At 66.4% G+C, this 17,612-nt stretch carries 11 protein-coding genes and 2 tRNA genes; 5 read left to right on the forward strand and 8 right to left on the reverse strand.

Annotated features, from left to right (window positions below):
- Nucleotides 1-7: 7 nt before the first annotated feature.
- The 3 genes from LV475_RS09070 to ettA form a co-directional block, all read right to left on the reverse strand.
- Nucleotides 8-799 (reverse strand): M48 family metallopeptidase, encoded by a 792-nt coding sequence (locus tag LV475_RS09070; RefSeq protein ID WP_136866146.1) that lies wholly within the window; start codon nt 797-799, stop codon nt 8-10.
- Between the two features lie 365 nt (nt 800-1,164).
- Nucleotides 1,165-1,974 carry an HDOD domain-containing protein gene (locus LV475_RS09075; protein WP_136866147.1) on the reverse strand — a complete coding sequence of 270 codons (810 nt, stop codon included), beginning with the start codon at nt 1,972-1,974 and terminating at the stop codon, nt 1,165-1,167.
- A 55-nt stretch (nt 1,975-2,029) separates the two neighbouring features.
- A complete protein-coding gene (ettA, locus tag LV475_RS09080; protein ID WP_136866148.1) occupies nt 2,030-3,697 on the reverse strand; it encodes an energy-dependent translational throttle protein EttA in 1,668 nt (555 codons plus the stop codon).
- A 280-nt stretch (nt 3,698-3,977) separates the two neighbouring features.
- Here ettA and LV475_RS09085 point away from each other — a divergent pair, with 280 nt between their 5' ends.
- Both LV475_RS09085 and LV475_RS09090 read left to right on the forward strand, forming a co-directional pair.
- On the forward strand, nt 3,978-5,705 hold the full coding sequence (locus tag LV475_RS09085) for a VWA domain-containing protein (protein ID WP_250106164.1): 1,728 nt from the start codon (nt 3,978-3,980) through the stop codon (nt 5,703-5,705).
- A gap of 46 nt (nt 5,706-5,751) precedes the next feature.
- Entirely contained in the window at nt 5,752-7,227 is a 1,476-nt protein-coding gene (locus LV475_RS09090; protein WP_250106165.1) for a prolipoprotein diacylglyceryl transferase, read from the forward strand.
- Between the two features lie 105 nt (nt 7,228-7,332).
- On the opposite strand, the gene LV475_RS09095 is transcribed toward LV475_RS09090, so the two are convergent.
- The 3 genes from LV475_RS09095 to LV475_RS09105 all read right to left on the reverse strand — a co-directional run bounded on the left by LV475_RS09095 (nt 7,333) and on the right by LV475_RS09105 (nt 10,227).
- Entirely contained in the window at nt 7,333-7,995 is a 663-nt protein-coding gene (locus tag LV475_RS09095; protein WP_250106166.1) for a peroxiredoxin, read from the reverse strand.
- 130 nt (nt 7,996-8,125) lie between these two features.
- Nucleotides 8,126-9,154 carry a UDP-N-acetylmuramate dehydrogenase gene (murB, locus tag LV475_RS09100; protein ID WP_250106167.1) on the reverse strand — a complete coding sequence of 343 codons (1,029 nt, stop codon included), beginning with the start codon at nt 9,152-9,154 and terminating at the stop codon, nt 8,126-8,128.
- A gap of 59 nt (nt 9,155-9,213) precedes the next feature.
- On the reverse strand, nt 9,214-10,227 hold the full coding sequence (locus tag LV475_RS09105; RefSeq protein ID WP_250106168.1) for a glycosyltransferase family 9 protein: 1,014 nt from the start codon (nt 10,225-10,227) through the stop codon (nt 9,214-9,216).
- A gap of 252 nt (nt 10,228-10,479) precedes the next feature.
- On the opposite strand from LV475_RS09105, the gene metG reads away from it, so the two are divergent.
- The 3 genes from metG (at nt 10,480) to LV475_RS09120 (ending at nt 13,137) form a co-directional block, all read left to right on the forward strand.
- Complete coding sequence (metG, locus tag LV475_RS09110; protein ID WP_250106169.1) at nt 10,480-12,531, forward strand: methionine--tRNA ligase; 2,052 nt, start codon at nt 10,480-10,482, stop codon at nt 12,529-12,531.
- 58 nt (nt 12,532-12,589) lie between these two features.
- Nucleotides 12,590-12,666 (forward strand) — tRNA-Met (locus tag LV475_RS09115).
- A gap of 394 nt (nt 12,667-13,060) precedes the next feature.
- Nucleotides 13,061-13,137: transfer RNA gene (locus tag LV475_RS09120), tRNA-Met, on the forward strand.
- 52 nt (nt 13,138-13,189) lie between these two features.
- Here LV475_RS09120 and LV475_RS09125 read toward each other — a convergent pair.
- A complete protein-coding gene (locus LV475_RS09125; protein WP_250106170.1) occupies nt 13,190-16,333 on the reverse strand; it encodes an efflux RND transporter permease subunit in 3,144 nt (1,047 codons plus the stop codon).
- Entirely contained in the window at nt 16,333-17,454 is a 1,122-nt protein-coding gene (locus LV475_RS09130; RefSeq protein ID WP_136866155.1) for an efflux RND transporter periplasmic adaptor subunit, read from the reverse strand. The genes LV475_RS09125 and LV475_RS09130 overlap by 1 nt, the downstream gene beginning before the upstream one ends.
- Nucleotides 17,455-17,612: the final 158 nt, after the last annotated feature.

Consider the following 17,612-nt stretch of genomic DNA (forward strand, 5'->3'; position numbering starts at 1 on the left):
GTAGAGGCTATCGCCCCGTGGCGCGGCGATACTCGGGCATCACGGAGGGGATGGCGCGCTCCAGCGCCTGGATGCGATTGCTGCTGTTCGGGTGGGTGCTGAGCCATTCCGGCCCGCCGCCACCGCCTCGTGCCTGCATCTTCTGCCACAGGCTGACGGCCGCATGCGGGTCGTAACCCGCCCGCGCGGCCAGCAGCAGCCCCACCTCGTCGGCCTCGAGCTCCATGCGCCGACTAAACGGCAGGTCGACTGCCACGGTGGCCACCTGCTGCGCCATCGCCGCGGTGCGGCCATCCAGTCCACCGAGCGCCGAGGCCACCGACAGGCCCATCTGCTGGGTCATCGCCATCGACATCTTCTCGCGCGTGTGCCCCGACAGGGCGTGGGCCACCTCGTGGGCGATCACCTGCGCCAGCTCGTCGTCGCTGGGCTGGATCTTGTCGAGCATGCCGGTGTTGATGCCCACCTTGCCGCCGGCCATCGCGAAGGCGTTGACGCTGTCATCGCGGAACACGCGACTTTCCCACTGCCATCCGCCCGCCTGCGGGTAGACCCGGATCGCCTGCGGCACGATGCGCTGCGTGATGCGCTGCACCCGTTGGCTGGCGGGATGGGAGGCCGGCAGGGTCGGCTTCTGCTCCGTCATCTGGGAATAGGCCTGGTAGGCCATCTGGTTGGCCTGGCCCTCCGGCATGATCATCAACTGGCTGCGCCCCGTGACCGGGTGGGTCGCGCAACCGGCCGTCACCAGCAGGGCCCCCGCCAGGGTGACGGCCATCGGCAAACGTGGCACACGCATCAGACTGTCCTCTTCAAACCGGCAAACGCATAAAAAAACCCCGATCTCACGAAGACCGGGGTTGTTGGTATCGGTTCCTCACCCGTCGGCGATTCTTGCGGAAGGTCTGCACGAATCCGATACCACTCTGCGCACCTTGAGCCGGGCAGATGCAAGGCGCTCGTCCGCCGTGGAAGGGTGATTCCCTTTCCAAGGACGACAACGCAGCAGATGCCCGGCTCAAGGCGCGCCCGGCGGGGATTGGCGAGTCGCCCGTGCTCGGCGTTGCGATGCCTTGACGTGGCCACCGGCACGCCCGCGACATCGCGCCTTGATCACGAACGACTCGCCAAGCCAGAGTGGCATCGGATTCGTGCAGACCTTCCTTAGCCACCCAGGGCGCGAATCGCCTCGTCGAGCTCGTCGTCGATCATGCTCGACTCGAGATCCACCCCGAGCTTTTCCGCGGCCATGATCGGGCGATCGTCCGGCGTGCGGCTGATACCTCGCGCCTGGGCAATCGCGCAGATCACCACGTCACTGTAGTTGGGATCGCCGTCATGCTGGTAGCCGAGATCGCCACAGTGCTCGATCACCTCGGCGAACATGTCGGGGAAGTCCCAGGCCTTGACGATATTACCGCCCAGGCGCGATTGCAGGCTTTCGACCAGCTCGTTGAGCACCGCCGGCGCGTCCTGCAGCTTGGGGATGTCCTCGGCGACCACGATTACCGGGATGCCGCCCACGCTGTGCAGCAGACCCGCGAGCAGGGCCTGGTCGGGATCGAGCTTGGTGTGCCGGCGGGCGATGTGGTTCGCCAATGCCGCCACCTGGGTGGAAAACGCCCAGTGGTCGCGCATGATGCGCTTGATGGTGGGCGTGTCGGCATGGAACAGCTGCTTGGCCGACAGCGAGACGATCAGCTGGCTGACCGTTCGCATCCCCAACCGCGAGACGATCTGGTTGAGGTTGTCGATGTGCTGAGCGCCGCGATACAGCGGGCTGTTCGCTACCTGGATCAGGCGGGCGGCGATCGCCGGATCCTGCGAGATCACCTCGACCAGATCGCTCGCCGAGCTGTTGGGGTCATCGATGATCCGCCGGGCGCGCATCGCTACATCGGGCAGCACGGGCAAGGAGATGCCCTTGTCGCGGATCTTGTTGATGATCGCCTGTTCAAGTGCCGGATTGGCCACGTTTTCTTCTCCCTGAATAGCGCCGGTCACCCCCTCGGGGACCGGCCTTTCACGCTCAGTCTGCCAGGCGAGTGTACTTCACGCGCTTGGGCTGGTCGGCGGCGTCACCGAGACGCTTGCGACGGTCGGCCTCATATTCCTGGAAGTTGCCCTCGAAGAACATCACCGAGCCGTCGTCCTCGAACGCGAGGATGTGCGTGGCGATCCGGTCGAGGAACCAGCGATCGTGCGAGATCACCAGCGCCGAGCCCGGGAAGTCCAGCAGCGCCGTTTCCAGTGCACGCAGGGTCTCGACGTCCAGGTCGTTGGTCGGCTCGTCGAGCAGCAGCACGTTGCCGCCGGACTTCAGCAGCTTGGCGAGATGCACCCGGTTGCGCTCACCGCCCGAGAGATCCTTCATGAACTTCTGCTGGTCCTGGCCCTTGAAGTTAAACCGGCCCAGGTAGGCGCGCGACGGCATCTCGAACTTGCCGACCGTGATGTGATCGTAGCCGTCCGAGATCTCCTCCCAGACGGTCTTGGTGTCTTCCATGTCCTCGCGGGACTGGGCGACGTAGGCCATCTCGACGCTCTCGCCGATCTCGATCGAGCCGCCGTCCGGCTTCTCCTCGCCGATCAGCATGCGGAACAGGGTCGACTTGCCCACGCCGTTCGGGCCGATGATGCCAACGATCCCGCCCTTGGGCACCGAAAACGACAGCCCCTGGTAGAGCTCGCGGTCGCCGAAGGCCTTGGTGAGATTCTCCGCCTCGATGACCTTGTCGCCCAGGCGCGGACCGGGCGGGATGTAGATCTCGTTGGTCTCCGAACGCTTCTGGTATTCCTCGGACTGGAGCTCCTCGAAGCGCTTCATGCGCGCCTTGGACTTGGCCTGGCGACCCTTGGGGTTCTGGCGTACCCACTCGAGCTCCTGCTTCATGGCCTTCTGGTGGGCGGACTCGGCCTTCTCCTCCTGCTCCAGGCGCTTCTCCTTGGCCTCCAGCCACTGCGAGTAGTTGCCCTCGAACGGGATACCCTGGCCGCGGTCGAGCTCGAGGATCCAGCCGGCGACGTTGTCGAGGAAGTAGCGATCGTGGGTGACCGCGACCACCGTGCCGGAGAATTCCTGCAGGAACCGCTCCAGCCAGGCGACGGATTCGGCGTCGAGGTGGTTGGTCGGCTCGTCGAGGATCAGCATGTCGGGGTTCGACAGCAGCAGGCGGCACAGGGCCACCCGGCGGCGCTCACCGCCGGAGAGCTTGGTGACGTCGGCATCCCAGGGCGGCAGGCGCAGCGCGTCGGCGGCCACCTCGAGCTTGCGGTCGAGATCCCAGCCGCCGCCGGCCTCGATCTGGTCCTGCAGCTTGCCCTGCTCTTCCATCAGCGCCTCGAAATCGGCGTCCGGGTCGGCAAACTGCTCGGAAACCTTGTTGAAGCGCTCAAGTAATTCGGCCATCTCGCCGACACCATCCATGACGTTGCCACGCACGTCCTTGTCGGGATCGAGGTCCGGCTCCTGCTTGAGGTAACCGATCTTGATGCCCGGCTGCGGGCGCGCCTCGCCGATGATGTCGGTGTCGACGCCGGCCATGATGCGCAACAGGGTCGACTTGCCGGCGCCGTTGTAGCCGAGCACGCCGATCTTTGCCCCGGGGAAGAAGTTGAGATTGATGTCCTTGAGGATGTGCTTTTTCGGCGGGACGACCTTGCCCACGCCGTTCATGGTAAAGATGTACTGAGCCATAGGGTCCGAGACTTTGTGTTGTTGCAAACGAAATGAAGCGGCACTATCTCGCTGGGCAAATCCTGCCAGCAGATTTCCCTCTAGCAGATTGCCCAGGATAGCGACCGCGTTTGATCACAAGGATACCAGCACTGTGCCGCGACTTGATGCCCCTCGCCCGACACCGCCTCACATTCCGATTCGCTCGCGGCCGACGTGGTTCACAGAGGTATCTTGCGCAAGCGGGCGTCTGGCGGCCCGGCTCCTCTCACTCGTTGGCGCGGTTTTCCTGCTGAGCACCGTGCCACTGTCGGCCCATGCCGCCGGCGAACCCGAGCTGCACGTGCTGATCGATGTTTCCGGCAGCATGAAGAAAACCGACCCGGAGAACCTGAGGGAACCGGCCCTGCGCCTGCTCGGCGACCTGGTCCCCGAGGAGAGCCGGGTACGCCTCGACCTGTTCGGCAACCGGATCACCTCGGTGCTACCGGCCTCCGAGGCCACGCCCGAGACCAAGCGGGCGATGCGACAGGCCGCCGCCCGCGTCCGTTCCGACGAGCCGTTCACCGACATCCCGGCCGCCCTGGACGCCGCGAACGGTGACTGGGGCGAGAAGACGACGCGCAACGTCATCCTGCTCTCCGACGGTAAGGTCGACATCTCGCCCGACGAGGCGGTCAACGACCGGGCCACGACGCGCCTGCAGGAAGAAGTGATCCCGGCGCTGATCGATGCCGACGTCCAGGTGCATACCGTGGCCCTCTCCGAGGCCGCCGACCAGGCGATCCTCACCGAGATTGCCGAACGCACCGGCGGATTGGCGCTCAGCGCACGCAGCAACGAGGATCTGCAGCGCGTATTCCTCGCCCTGTTCGAGGCAACCGCCCCCCGCACCGGCGTCCCGCTGGTGGAAAACCGCTTCCGGGTCGATGACAGCATCAGCGAACTCACCCTGGTCGTGTTTCGGGCCGACGACGCCGATCCCACCCGCATCCAGATCCCCGACGGCGGAGAGATCGATTTCGAGACCGCCGGCGCCCTGGCCGACTGGCGTTGGGACGACAGCGCCGGGCGCGACCTGATTACCGTGCGCAACCCGCCGGCGGGCAGCTGGCGCATCCTCGCGGCCGAGGACCCCGACAACCGCGCACTGGTCATCACCGATCTCAAGCTCGCCATGCCGGGGCTGCCCAGCCGCGTGTTCCCGGGCGAGGCAGTCGATGGCAGCCTCGTTCTGACCAACCGCGGCGAGCCGATCGTCGAACCGCGCCTGACCAACGACATCGAGGCGCAAGTGACCGCGCACGACCCGCAAGATGCGGTGATCGAGACACTCGAGCTCAACGACATCGGCGCCGACCCGGACGTGATGGGCGGCGACAGCCGCTACGATTTCCGCCTGCGCCTGGACGGCGACACGGGTATCTACACCCTCGAGGGCCGGGCAAGCGGCCCCACCTTCGAACGCGTGATCCGAAAGAAGATCGCCCTGGCCCGCCTGTTGCCGTTCGAAGCGCGCGTGGTGCGCCCGCACCTCGCCGCGCGGGACGGCGATGCCGCCGAGGCCTCGCGCGAGCCGGCCGCCCAACTGATCATCGAACAGGACGTCGCCCTGCTCGACCCCCGTGCCTCTCGGCTCGTCGCACGAATCGAATGCGCCACCGGCGAGCCGACCGGCATCGAGGCCCCGCTGGACGGCGCCAGCAACCGCGTCGAACTGCCGTCAACGGAAGCGAGCGATTGCCGGGTCGTGGGGGAAATCACGGGCACCACCGAGGACGGACGCGAGGTGAGCCTGCCGCTCGACGAGTCGATCCCCGCGCCCGTGTCACCGGCGTCGGAGCCGGCCAATGCCCCGGCCGAGGAAGCGTCCGACAACGAGGCGCCCCGGAACGACTCAGACGGCAACCCGCTGATGGCCGCACTGCTCGGCCTGGGCGGGCTGGCCCTCCTGGCACTGCTCGGCTTTACCTGGCGTGCGCTTGCCCGACGCCGCCGTCGGCAACTGATCGAGGCCGCGCGGAACTGACCCGACGACCGACACGCACTCTCGCACCATCACGGAACACGACCCCATGCTCGATTATTTCCTGAGTTCAGACTGGGCCATCATCGCCACCGAGTTGCTGGCCGGCTTCATCGTGATCTCCCTGATCCTCGCCATCCTCGTCTGGCGCGGACAACGTCGCCACACGGGGGCAGCCGAGCGCCTGCTCGACGATCGCGACCCGATCATGCGGGCCTCCGAGGAGATGGTCGACCGGCAGATCCAACGCGTCTGGCCGGAACTCAAACTCGACGACGAGCAACGCGAGACCTACGCCGAACGCAGCCTCGATGCCATCGAGGCCATGGTCGTGCCGTGGCTCGAGCCCAAGCGCTACGAGCTGGCCGCGGTGGCCCGCCGCTTCCTCCAGGTCCGACAGGCCGACCTCGAACAGCTGCTCACCCTCGCGCGCGCTCAGGCCGAGCAAAGCGACGCGGACGACGCGCGGATTGCCGAACTCGAGGGCGATATCAAGGAGTTGCGCGAACAACGGGACCGCCAGGCCAAACAGCTCAACGAGTCGCTGGAAACGGTCAACGTGATGGTGCGGGAGTACGGCCGCAAGTTCGACTACAACGAGGAGCCGCACGTCGCCACGGTGCTCAAGGCCATCGTCATGGTCCAGGAAATGGAGGCCGGCGCCGATTGCGAGACCGCCAAGCGCCGTGCCGACGACGTCTTCAGCGAGGACCTCGTCGCCACGAGTAGCGCCCCCGCCGAGGCCGAGAACGACCCGGCACCGGCACCCGCGTCGGATGCCGACGCCTCGACACCCGAAGACGAGGCGCAATCCCCGGCCCTGTCGCCGGAAGAGGAAATGGCCGCCGCGATGGAGGCCGAGGCCGCCGGCCAGCAACCGGACGACGCCACGGACGCCACCGCGCAAGAGCCAGCGCCGCAGGCAGCAGGGGAACCGACGTCCGCCGACGAGGCGCAAACCGAAGCGACACCCGCGGCCGAGGCGGCAGTCGGCGAGGCGACCGACGAAACGACGTCGCAAGCACCGACAAGTGACAGCGAGGCGGAGAACGCGACGACCGCTGCCGACGACACCGATGACATCGACCAACTGATTGAATCGGCGGCGCAGGCCAAGTCCGAGAACGACGCCATCGAGGCCGGCGGGCAGCAACCGACACCATCCGAGGACGCCGCCGAGCCGAAATCCGCCGGCACGGCCCCAACGGCGGATGACGCACAACCCGAATCGACAGGCGCGCCGGACGAGGCGAGCAACGACCAGGACACGAGTGCCGTCGCCGACGACTCGCAGGAGCAGTCGGAATCGGCCGAGCAAGCCGACGAACGCGATCTCGACGAGGTCGAGACACCCGCCGCGGAGCCGGAAGAGAACGAGAACGGCGTGATCGATCTCGACGACGTCGAGATCCCCAAGGAAGAGGAAAAAGGCAAGGACGACGACAAGGAGCAGGAGTTCGATCTGGACGACATCGATGCCCTGCTCGACGCCGAGATCGCGCGCAAGCACGGCAAGGACAGCTAGCCCCCGGCAACCCGACCGTGACATTGCGTCTGAAACGATAAAACCCCGAGGTCATACCTCGGGGTTTCGTTCATTCACGGTGCCCTCGCGGGCTGGAAAACCGACTTACAGCGACTTCTCGCAGAAGTACCAGTCGGTGCACTCGTACCCTTCGCTCAAGCGCTTTTCCGCTTCCTCAACGGTGCTCGGCGGCGGCACAATCACCTTGTCACCGGGCTTCCAGCCTTCGGGTGTGGCTACCCCGTGCTCGCTGGAGGTCTGGAGCGAATCGACCAGGCGCAGGATCTCGTCGATCGAACGGCCGTTGGTCTTGGGGTAATACAGCATCGCTCGCAGGTTGCCCTTCGGGTCGATGATGAAGGTCGCCCGCACCGCGGAGGTGTCGGACACGCCCGGGTGGACCATGCCGTAGGCGTTGGACACCTTCATCGAGATGTCCTCGATGATCGGGAACGGGATCGTCTGCCCGAACTTCTCCTTGATGTTCTGCACCCAGGCGAGGTGCGAGTGGATGCTGTCGATCGACAGGCCCAACAGGTCGCAATCGCGCTGCTGGAAGGCATCGAAGGCGCGGGCGAACGCGGTGAACTCGGTGGTGCAGACCGGCGTGAAATCGGCCGGGTGCGAGAACAGCACCAGCCAGCGACCCTCGTAGTCGGACAGCTGCTTGACGCCGTGGGTGGTGTTCGCCTTGAACTCCGGCGCACGCTCGTTGAGACGCGGCATGGCGAGTACGGGGTGTTGCTCGACGTGTTGTGCATCAGTCATGGGGAATTTCCTCCATCGTTGAAGACTGTGGGGATGCACCGGCCGGGACGTCCCGACCGACACGAGCAACGTTACTTATGCGCTATTTATTTTTCTAATGATTAATTCGTTTTGTTTCCATTGATGTTCTCTATCGCCGGGTCACGCACTCGGGCTCGATCGCCAACTCGATACCCGTGACCTCGGCCACCCGGTGACGCACCGATTCGGCAAACTGGAGAAATTCGGGCCCCGTCGCCCCGCCGTGGTGCTCGAGTACCAGGGCATGACGGGCCGATACCGCCATCGGGCCGTCTCGATATCCCTTCATCCCAACCGTCTCGATCAACCACCCCGCCGGGATCTTCACCCCGCCGACGACCGGAAAACGTGGCATCCCGGGCCAGCGGAGGGCAAGCCGCTCGGCGACGTGTTCGCTCACGATGGGATTGTGAAAGAAACTGCCGGCACTGCCCGGCCAGCCTTCACGCCAGTCCGGCAGCTTGGCGCGGCGGATCGCGGTAATGACCTCGGCATACTCGGCCGGTGAGATCGCCTCGCGCTCGCGCCCGGTCCTCCGGGACCACCGATCGACCGCCTCCTCGACACCCGGGTAGTCCACCGGCGGCCAGTCGGCGGGCGCCTGGGTCGAGAGGCGCAGACCCACGCGCAGGATCAACCAACGCCCGGCTTCACGCTTGAATCGGCTGCTGCGATAGGAAAAGTCGCAGGCGTCGGGATCGAACCGCCGTATTCGGCGTTCGCGTCGATCCCAGGCCTCCACCCAACGCGTGACGTCACTGATTTCGGTGCCGTACGCCCCGACGTTCTGCATCGGGGCGGCACCCACGGTGCCCGGGATCTCGGCCAGCGCCTCGATGCCGAACCAGCCGCGCGCGGTGGTCTCGCGCACCAACGCGTCCACCCCCTTCCCGGCCTCGACCGACAGATCAATCCGGCCATCGCCTGCGGCACTCGCCGTCCAGTCGTCGGCGGCAACACTCACGGCCTGGGCAATAATGGGGGTGGCGAAGACCACATTCGATCCGCCGGCGACGACCCGCGTGGCCGCATCGGCCAACCAGTCGGCCACGACCGGCGTTGCCAGCGTGGCCTCGGAGAGATCGTTAAGCCGCAGCAGGCGCTCGGCCGACGCCGGCAGCCGGAGGGTATTGGTCAAGGGATAGGACTCGACCCACTCAAAGGCAGGCCGGCCGTTTCCCGAAGGAGCCGGACTCGTCACTTCTCGGACGCGGCCTCGATGCCCTGACGACCATCGCGCGCCTCGCCATCGGAGTCGGGCGGCGCGGCGCCCGGAGGTTCGGCCGAGGGATCGTCGGGCAGCTCGATCGGCGCCTCGCCGTGGGTGATCACCTGGATGATCGATTCCACCACGATCTCGGCCTGGTTCATCGGGGCGCGGTCGACGTTGATCAATTTCTGCCGCGACCGTCGCGTGGTGATAACCCCATCGTGCTTGGCCTCGCCGTCCCGGCAGACGCACACCCCCGGGATACCGAACGCGGCGGCGAGCCAACCGCAACGGTTATTGCCGACCAGCACGTAACGGCTTTGCGTCAGGCGACGCTGCCACTCATCCAGATCCGCCGGCGGGTTGGCGGACACGTCATCGAGACTCACACCGGTTTCCGCCAGTCGGCGACGGATCGTGGTGAGGCCATGCTCGTCGAACGGCAGGCCACTCGGGTCGATCAGCAAGTCGGTGACCACGGGTTCGGCCTCGATCGAGAGGCCGTAGTCGGGGTTCAGGTCGTGCAGGGAGTATTCGAGCACCGCCGCGAGCAGCACCCGCACGGCCTGGACCCGGTGCAGGTCGTCGGGAACCGGGTATTGCGAATCGTAGGGCTGGCGGCGCGGCAACCGCCCTTTGGTCGGCCGGGCAATACCCACGGCGGTGCCCGGGAGGCGTTTGGCCATGGCGAGTGTCTCGGGGCGACCGAAGGGGTCGATCACGTACTCGAGCGCGTCGAGTTGCGGATGGTCCTTCAGCGCGTCCTTCCAGGCCCGGCCGGCGCGCCAACCTGCCGGCGTCCAGCGCGAGGCCAACAGGGAGGGGCCATCGAAGACCATCACCTCGTCGACATCCGGGTGACGCCGGTACCAGGGCGCGGCGGCGGGGCCGGTGATCACGCTGAATTTCAGCCCCGGCCGGGCGCGGGCCGCGTCGGTCAGGGCGGGAAAGGTGGGGATGACCTCGTCCGGGAGGTCGGGGGCGACTATCGCGATACGCATGCGGTCGGACGTCCTGAGAAAATCAATGCCGTTGCCTGCCGCTCTGGCTCGACCGGGGCGACCCGGGTCTTGCCCGACCCACCCGCGGCGGTGGCAGGCGATTGCCGGAGAGAGCGGAATCCAGGGCGAGCCTGCATGCTAAACTGCCGCGCCCTGAATAACCAATCATCAGCAAAGTCGCCCCCGGGACGTGGCGCCGTTCGCGGCGCCGACCGCCCGGCCAGTCACCACGTTCACGACACTCGGACCCGCATGGACAACCAACGCCGGATTCTCGTTACCTCCGCCCTGCCTTACGCCAACGGCCCGCTGCACCTCGGCCACGTGATCGAGACGATCCAGACCGATATTTGGGTGCGCGCCCAGAAGCTCGTCGGCAACGACTGCCGGTACGTCTGCGCCGACGATACCCACGGCACCCCCATCATGCTGCGCGCCAAGCAGGAAGGCATCACCCCGGAGGAACTGATCGCGAAGATGCATCGGCTCCACGAGGCGGACTTCCAGGGGTTCGGCATCGGGTTCGACAACTTCGGCAGCACGCACACCGACGACAACCGCAAGATGGCCGAGGAGATCTTCGGCAAGCTGGATGCCGCCGGGCTGATCAGTCGCAAGACGATCAAGCAGGCCTTCGACGAGACCGAGCAGATGTTCCTGCCGGATCGCTTCATCAAGGGCACTTGCCCGAAGTGCGGCGCGGACGACCAGTACGGCGACAACTGCGAGGCCTGCGGGGCGACCTACTCGCCGACCGAGCTCAAGGACCCCAAGTCGGTGATTTCCGGCACCACGCCGGTCGAGCGCGACTCCGAGCACTACTTCTTCGACCTGCCCAAGATCGGCGATCGGCTCAAGGACTGGCTCGACAACGCCCAGGTGCAGCCCTCGATCAAGGCCAAGCTCAACGAATGGTTCGAGTCGGGGCTGCAGTCGTGGGACATCTCCCGGGACGCGCCCTACTTCGGCTTCGAGATCCCGGGCGCCCCGGGCAAGTTCTTCTACGTCTGGCTGGACGCGCCGATCGGCTACATCGGGTCGTTCATCGAGCTGGCACGTCGCGAGGGGCTCGACTTCGACGCGTTCTGGGGCAAGGATGCCGACACCGAGCTGGTGCACTTCATCGGCAAGGACATCGCCTACTTCCACACCCTGTTCTGGCCGGCGACCCTGATGGGCGCGGGCATGCGCACCCCGGACGCGATCCACGCCCACGGCTTTCTCACCCTGAACGGCGAGAAGATGAGCAAGTCGCGCGGCACCTTCATCAAGGCCAAGACCTACCTCGAGCACCTCGACCCCGAGGCCCTGCGTTACTACTTCGCCGCCAAGCTCGGCTCGGGTATCGACGACATCGACCTCAACCTCGAGGACTTCCGCTACCGCGTCAACGCGGACCTGGTCGGCAAGGTGGTCAACATCGCCAGCCGTTGCGCGGGGTTCATCAAGAAGCATTTCGACGGCAAACTCGCCGCCGAGCTCGAGCGCCCGGAACTGCATCGCGAAATGACCGATGCGGCCGCCGGCATCGCCCAGCGCTACGAACGCCGCGAGTACTCGGCCGCCATGCGCGAGATCATGGCGCTGGCCGACCGCGCCAACCAGTACATCGACGAGCGCAAGCCCTGGGTGCTGGCCAAGGACGAGGCCACCCGCGCCGAGGTGCAGGCCATCTGCACGGACGGGATCAACGCCTTCGCCGTGCTGATGACCTACCTCTCGCCAGTGCTGCCCAAGCTGGCCGCCAAGGCCGCCGAGTTCCTCAATGTGGAGGCACTGACCTGGCAGGGGCTCAACCAGCCGTTGCTCGACCACCCGGTCAACAAGTTCAAGCCGATGATGCAGCGGATCGAGGAATCCTCGCTCGAGGCCCTGCTCGAGGCGGCCAAGCAGGACGCCGCCGACGAGGCCAAGACCAAGGCCGGCGACAACGCGCCGAAGACGACCGAGAAACGCGAGATCGAGCCGATCGCGGCGACCATCGACATCCAGCAGTTCGGCGCGGTCGACCTGCGCATCGCGAAGATCCTCGAGGCCGACCACGTCGAGGGGGCGGACAAGCTGCTGCGCCTGTCGCTCGATATCGGCGAGGAAAAGCCTCGGCAGGTATTCGCCGGCATCAAGGCCGCCTACGACCCGGCCACCCTGGTCGGCCGTCACACCGTGATGGTCGCCAACCTCGCCCCGCGCAAGATGAAGTTCGGTCTCTCGGAGGGCATGGTGCTGGCCGCTGGCTCGGGCGGCTCGGACCTGCACATCCTGTCGCCCGACGAGGGGGCCACGCCGGGCACGCGGGTGAAGTGATGGGCGTGTCGGGGTAACGGACTGGTGACGTCGGCCCCGACTTGTGTATAATGCGTCTCGCGGGATGGAGCAGTCCGGTAGCTCGTCGGGCTCATAACCCGAAGGTCGCAGGTTCGAATCCTGCTCCCGCAACCAGTTTCAAGAAAGCCCCGGGGCCTCCCCTCGGGGCTTTTTTCATGCTCGGTGTATTACCTCAGATTCGTGCGGGGTTTCCCTTGGGAAGGTCTGCATGAATGGCATACCGCTCTGCACGCCTTGAGTCGGGCAGATGCAAGGCGCTCGTCCGCCGCGGAAGGGTGATTCCCGCATCCAAGGACGACAACGCAGCAGATATCCGGCGCAAGGTGCCCCCAGCGGGGCTTGGCGAGTCGCCCGTGCTCCGCGTTGCGCTGTCTTGACGTGGCCACCGGCACGCCGGTGACACCGCGCCTGGATCACGAACGACTCGCCAAGCCAGAGTGGTATGACATTCGTGCAGACCTTCCCTTGACAGCATCGCGGGTCCGCGTACAATGCGCGCCATACCAGACGCGGGATGGAGCAGTCCGGTAGCTCGTCGGGCTCATAACCCGAAGGTCGCAGGTTCGAATCCTGCTCCCGCAACCAGATCAGAAAAGCCCCGGGGCCTCGCCTCGGGGCTTTTTGTTTGTGCCGTCGTTCACGCCATCCGTGCACGCCGCCGCTGGGCGATCCCGAGCACGCTGGCCGTCAGGGCGGGCAGGAAGGTCAGGGTCACGATGGTCGCGCCCAGCAGGCCGAACATCACGATCGCGCCGACCCCGCGATAGAGCTCGGTGCCCTCGCCCGGGATCAGCACCAGCGGGGAGAGGCCGCTGATGGTGGTGAGCGTGGTCATCACGATCGGGCGCAGGCGCACCGCCACCGCCTCCATGACCGCCTCGACCGCGTCACGTCCCTCGGCGAAGCTCCGCCGCGCCTGCTCGACCAGGAGGATGGGGTTGTTGACCACCGTCCCCATCAGGATCAGGAAGCCGAGCATGGTGATCATGTCGAACGGCTGACTGATGGCCTTCAAGCCGACCAGCGGCAGCAGACCGCCCACCAGGTTCATCAGCGCGAGCCCCGCGATGCCCCCGGCGATGCCCAATGGGATGGCGGTCATGATCAGCAGCGGGTAGCGCCAGTGGGTGAAGATCGCCACCAGCAGCAGGTAGATAATCGCCAGGGCAATGACGAAGTTGCCGGAGAGCGCCTCGCGGGTGGCGTTTAGCTGGTCCGACGCGCCGGAAATCGACAGGCTCACCCCGGCCGGGATCTCGCCCGAGGCACGCATCTCGCCGACCAGTTGCTCGCGCACCCGCTCGACACCGGCCTCGAGTGCGACGGATTCCGGCGGGATGATGTCGAGCGTCACCATCCGCTTGCCATCGACGCGACGAACGATGCTGGTGTCGACGCGCGTATCGATGCGCGCGACCGAGGAGAGCGGCAGGCTCGCGCCCTGCGAGCTTTTCAGCAGGATCTCGTCCAGTCGTGCCAGGCGCGGGTCGCTGCCCCCCGAGCCGTAGAGATAGATGTCAATCTTGTCGTCGTCGAGGAAGAAATCGTCGACGTAGGCCCCTTCGGTGAGTGCCGAGACGGAAAAGCCGATCGCCTCCATGCTCAATCCCAGTTCGGCGGCCCGGTCCCAGTCCGGGCGGATCTCGACCAACGGCTGGGCAAGCTCCAGTGTCGAGGGGCGAGTCTGGATGCGCGGATCGTCGAAGATGATCTCGGCACGCTCGTAGGCGCGATTGGCCACCGCGTAGATATCGGCGAGATCCGAGCCGGCGATATCCAGCGAGATACTGCGCGTGCCGCCATCGTTGCTCGAGATGATCGACCCCTTGGCGGCAAATGCCCGCATGCCCGGGTACTGCTCGTAGAATCGGGTGATCTCGTCCATCAACGGCTCGATATGATCGGGATCGATCGTCTCCGAGATCACCCGGATCTGGGTCGGTTGCACTTGCATCACGAGGTTGCGAATCGGCGGCACCGGCGTGTCGCCGCGCTCGAACGCGCCCGGGTCGGCGTCCACCGCCGGGAGCAGGTGCGCCTCGACCTCCCCGGCGATGCGGGCCATCTCCTCGAGGTTGTAGCCCGGCGGCGCGTTCATCACCGCGAAGGTCTTGGGTTCTTCCCCTTCCGGCAGGTATTCCGCCGGGGGCGTCAGAAACACCACGATCGACGCGCTACCCGCCAACACCACGGCCATGGTCAAGCCGCGACGTGCCCTTGAGCCGATCATTGCCTTCACGCCGGCCTCGACCGCGCGCGCCCAACCAGGCGTCCGGGCGCCCTCCCGCCCCGAGCGCCCGAAATCGAGGTGCGCGCTCAGGGTGGGAATCACCATCACCGCCACCAGCATGGAGGCGACGATGGCCGAGGCGATCGCGATGGCGACATCCGAATACAACTGGCCCGCCTCTTCCTGGATAAACAGGATCGGCAGGAACACCAGCACCGTGGTGGCCGTCGAGGCCAGCACCGCCGGCCAGACCTCGCGCACACCCTCGACCGCCGATTCCAGCCGCGCCATGCCACGCCGCCGCAGACGTTCGATGTTCTCCAGCACCACGATGCTGTTGTCGACGGTCATGCCGATGGCAAATGCGACACCGGCAAGCGAGATGACATTGATGGTTCGTCCCGTGACCAGGAGCCCCAGGAACGCCGCGATCGCGCACAGCGGAATCCCGATCACGCCGACCAGGGTGGCGCGAGGCGAACGCAGGAACAGGAACATCACCAGGGTGGCGAAGGCCGCGCCCAGGCCGAGGTTGGTCCAGACGTTCCTGATCGAGGCCTGCACGTAGCGCGCATCGTCGGTGTTGAGCTCGAGCACCATGCCGGCCGGCTCGAGCACCTCGTCGTTGATGCGCTCGACTTCATCGATCATCGCGTACTTGATGTCGATGACGTTCGAGCCGCTCTCGCGCCGCACCTGCAGCCCGATTACCTTCTGGCCGTTGGTGAACGCCAGTGCCCGCTGGCGCGAACCGCCCTGCTCGACCTCGGCCACATCACCCAGGCGGATCACGGCATCGCCACGCCGGGCGATCACCAGGCGCTCGAGTTCCTCGGCGCTGGCGAAACGCCCGACCGTACGCAACAGGTAGCGTCGCTTACCGGCATCCACCTCCCCGCCGGAGATGTCCTGGTTGCGGGCCCGGATGGCATCGCGCAAATCGAGCAGGGTCAGTCCCCGCCGGGCGAGCTGACGCTCGTCGACGTGGATCTGCATCTGCCGTTCCGCCCCGCCGCGCATGGTGACCTCCGAGACCCCGGGCACGCTCTCCATGCGCGGGCGCACCTCGTCATCGATGAAATCGCGCATCAGGTCGATGTCGAGCCCGTGCGGGTTGTCGGGCGAGGTCGCCACCCGGAAATACATGAAGGCGTTCGACGAGAACGACGTGGCCGCGATCCTCGGCTCGTCGACGTTGCGCGGGTAGTCCGGCACCTGGCTCAGTGCGTTGTTGACCTCGATCAGCGCCTCGGTGATGTCGGTGCCGAACGGGAACTCCAGCTCGATCTCGGCCGAGTCGCTGGTGGCCGTGGCGTTGAGTTCGGCCAGGCCGGGGATATTGCGCAGGTACCGTTCCTGCTCGATCAGGATGTCTTTCTCGATGTCCTGCGGCGTCGCTCCCGGCCAGCGCGTCTCGACCGTGATGGTGCGCACATCCAGATCCGGGATCATCTGCACCGGGATACGCAGTGCCGCCACGGCACCCAGTATCGCGATGATCAGGGTGATGACCGTAACCAGCGTGCCGTGCCGGACCACCGCGGCAAACATCAACGCGACTCCTCGTTCTCAAGCGGGCCGACTCGGACTTCCATCCCGCGTTCCAGCGCCTCGTTGCCACGCACAATCACCCGGTCGCCCGCCTCGATCCCGGCGGTGATTACCACGCGATCATCGAACCCGTCGGCAAGCTCGATCTGGCGCTCGGTCACGGTCTGGCCCTCGCCCTCGTCGAGCACCCACACCGTGGTCCGGCCATCCGGATAGCGCTGCACGGCATCGCGCGCAACGGTCAGGCCGTCGCGACCGGTGGCCAGGCGCAACCGTCCCTCGACCGCCATGCCGGGTAATACCGAGACATCGCCACTGGGCTCGCCACGAACCAGGAAGGTGCGGGACGTGGCATCGGCCACCGGCACCACCGTGGCGATGCCGGCGGCCTGCCAGTCCATCCCGGTACCGTCGAGGCGGAAGCGAAGCTCCGCCTGCTCGCCCACCAGCGGGAAGTAGCGTTGCGGCACCGGGAAATCCAGGCGCAGGGTGTCGCGGTCGACCAGGTGGATCAGCGCCTCGCCGGGCACCACCCACTCGCCGCGTTCGGCAAGCCGTTCGGTGACCACGCCATCGAACGGCGCGACTAGCCGATGTCGATCGAGACGGGCCTGGCCTCGTTCGAGGGTTGCCGAGACGGCCGCCAGACGTGCCTCGGCTTGCTCGACGGCACTCGCGCGTGCCTGCACCTCGGTCTCGGCGATATTGCGCCCGGCGCCCACCGAACGGGCCTCGTCCAGCCGACGCACCGCCTCGCGGCGCGCGGCGAGTGCCTGGCGTCGCTCGGCCTCCAGGCTTGCCACGGCCAGTCGCTCAAGCTCGCTGTCCAGTTCGAACAACGGCGTACCGGCGGTCACGCGATCACCGGTCTCCACCAGCACGGCCGCGACGAGGCCGGCGATCTCCACCGACAGCGCCGCGGTACGCAGGCTGCGCACCGTCCCGTCGAGCTCGACCACCTCGATGATTTCGGTGGGCGCGGCCGACTCGGTCACCACGCGCGGCGGTTCGGCGGCGTCGACCGCGGTGACCACCAGTGGCAGCGACAGGAAGACGGCCGCGAGGAGGGTTCGGGGGACGAGCGAAACGCGTTGGCTGGGATTCATTGGGATACCGGTCATGGGCCTGATCGTTGGCGCCGCCACGCCATCGGGGCGTGGGGATTCACGCAAACGTATTCAGCGTAGTTCCACGACCGCCCCGCTGCCACACGCTAATCGGGGATCGAGGCAAAAATGCTAATCTGCGCGGTCATCCGTTGCCTTATCACGTCGAGAGA

It is taken from the genome of Guyparkeria hydrothermalis (assembly GCF_023555375.1).
GTDB classification, from domain to species: Bacteria; Pseudomonadota; Gammaproteobacteria; order Halothiobacillales; family Halothiobacillaceae; genus Guyparkeria; species Guyparkeria hydrothermalis.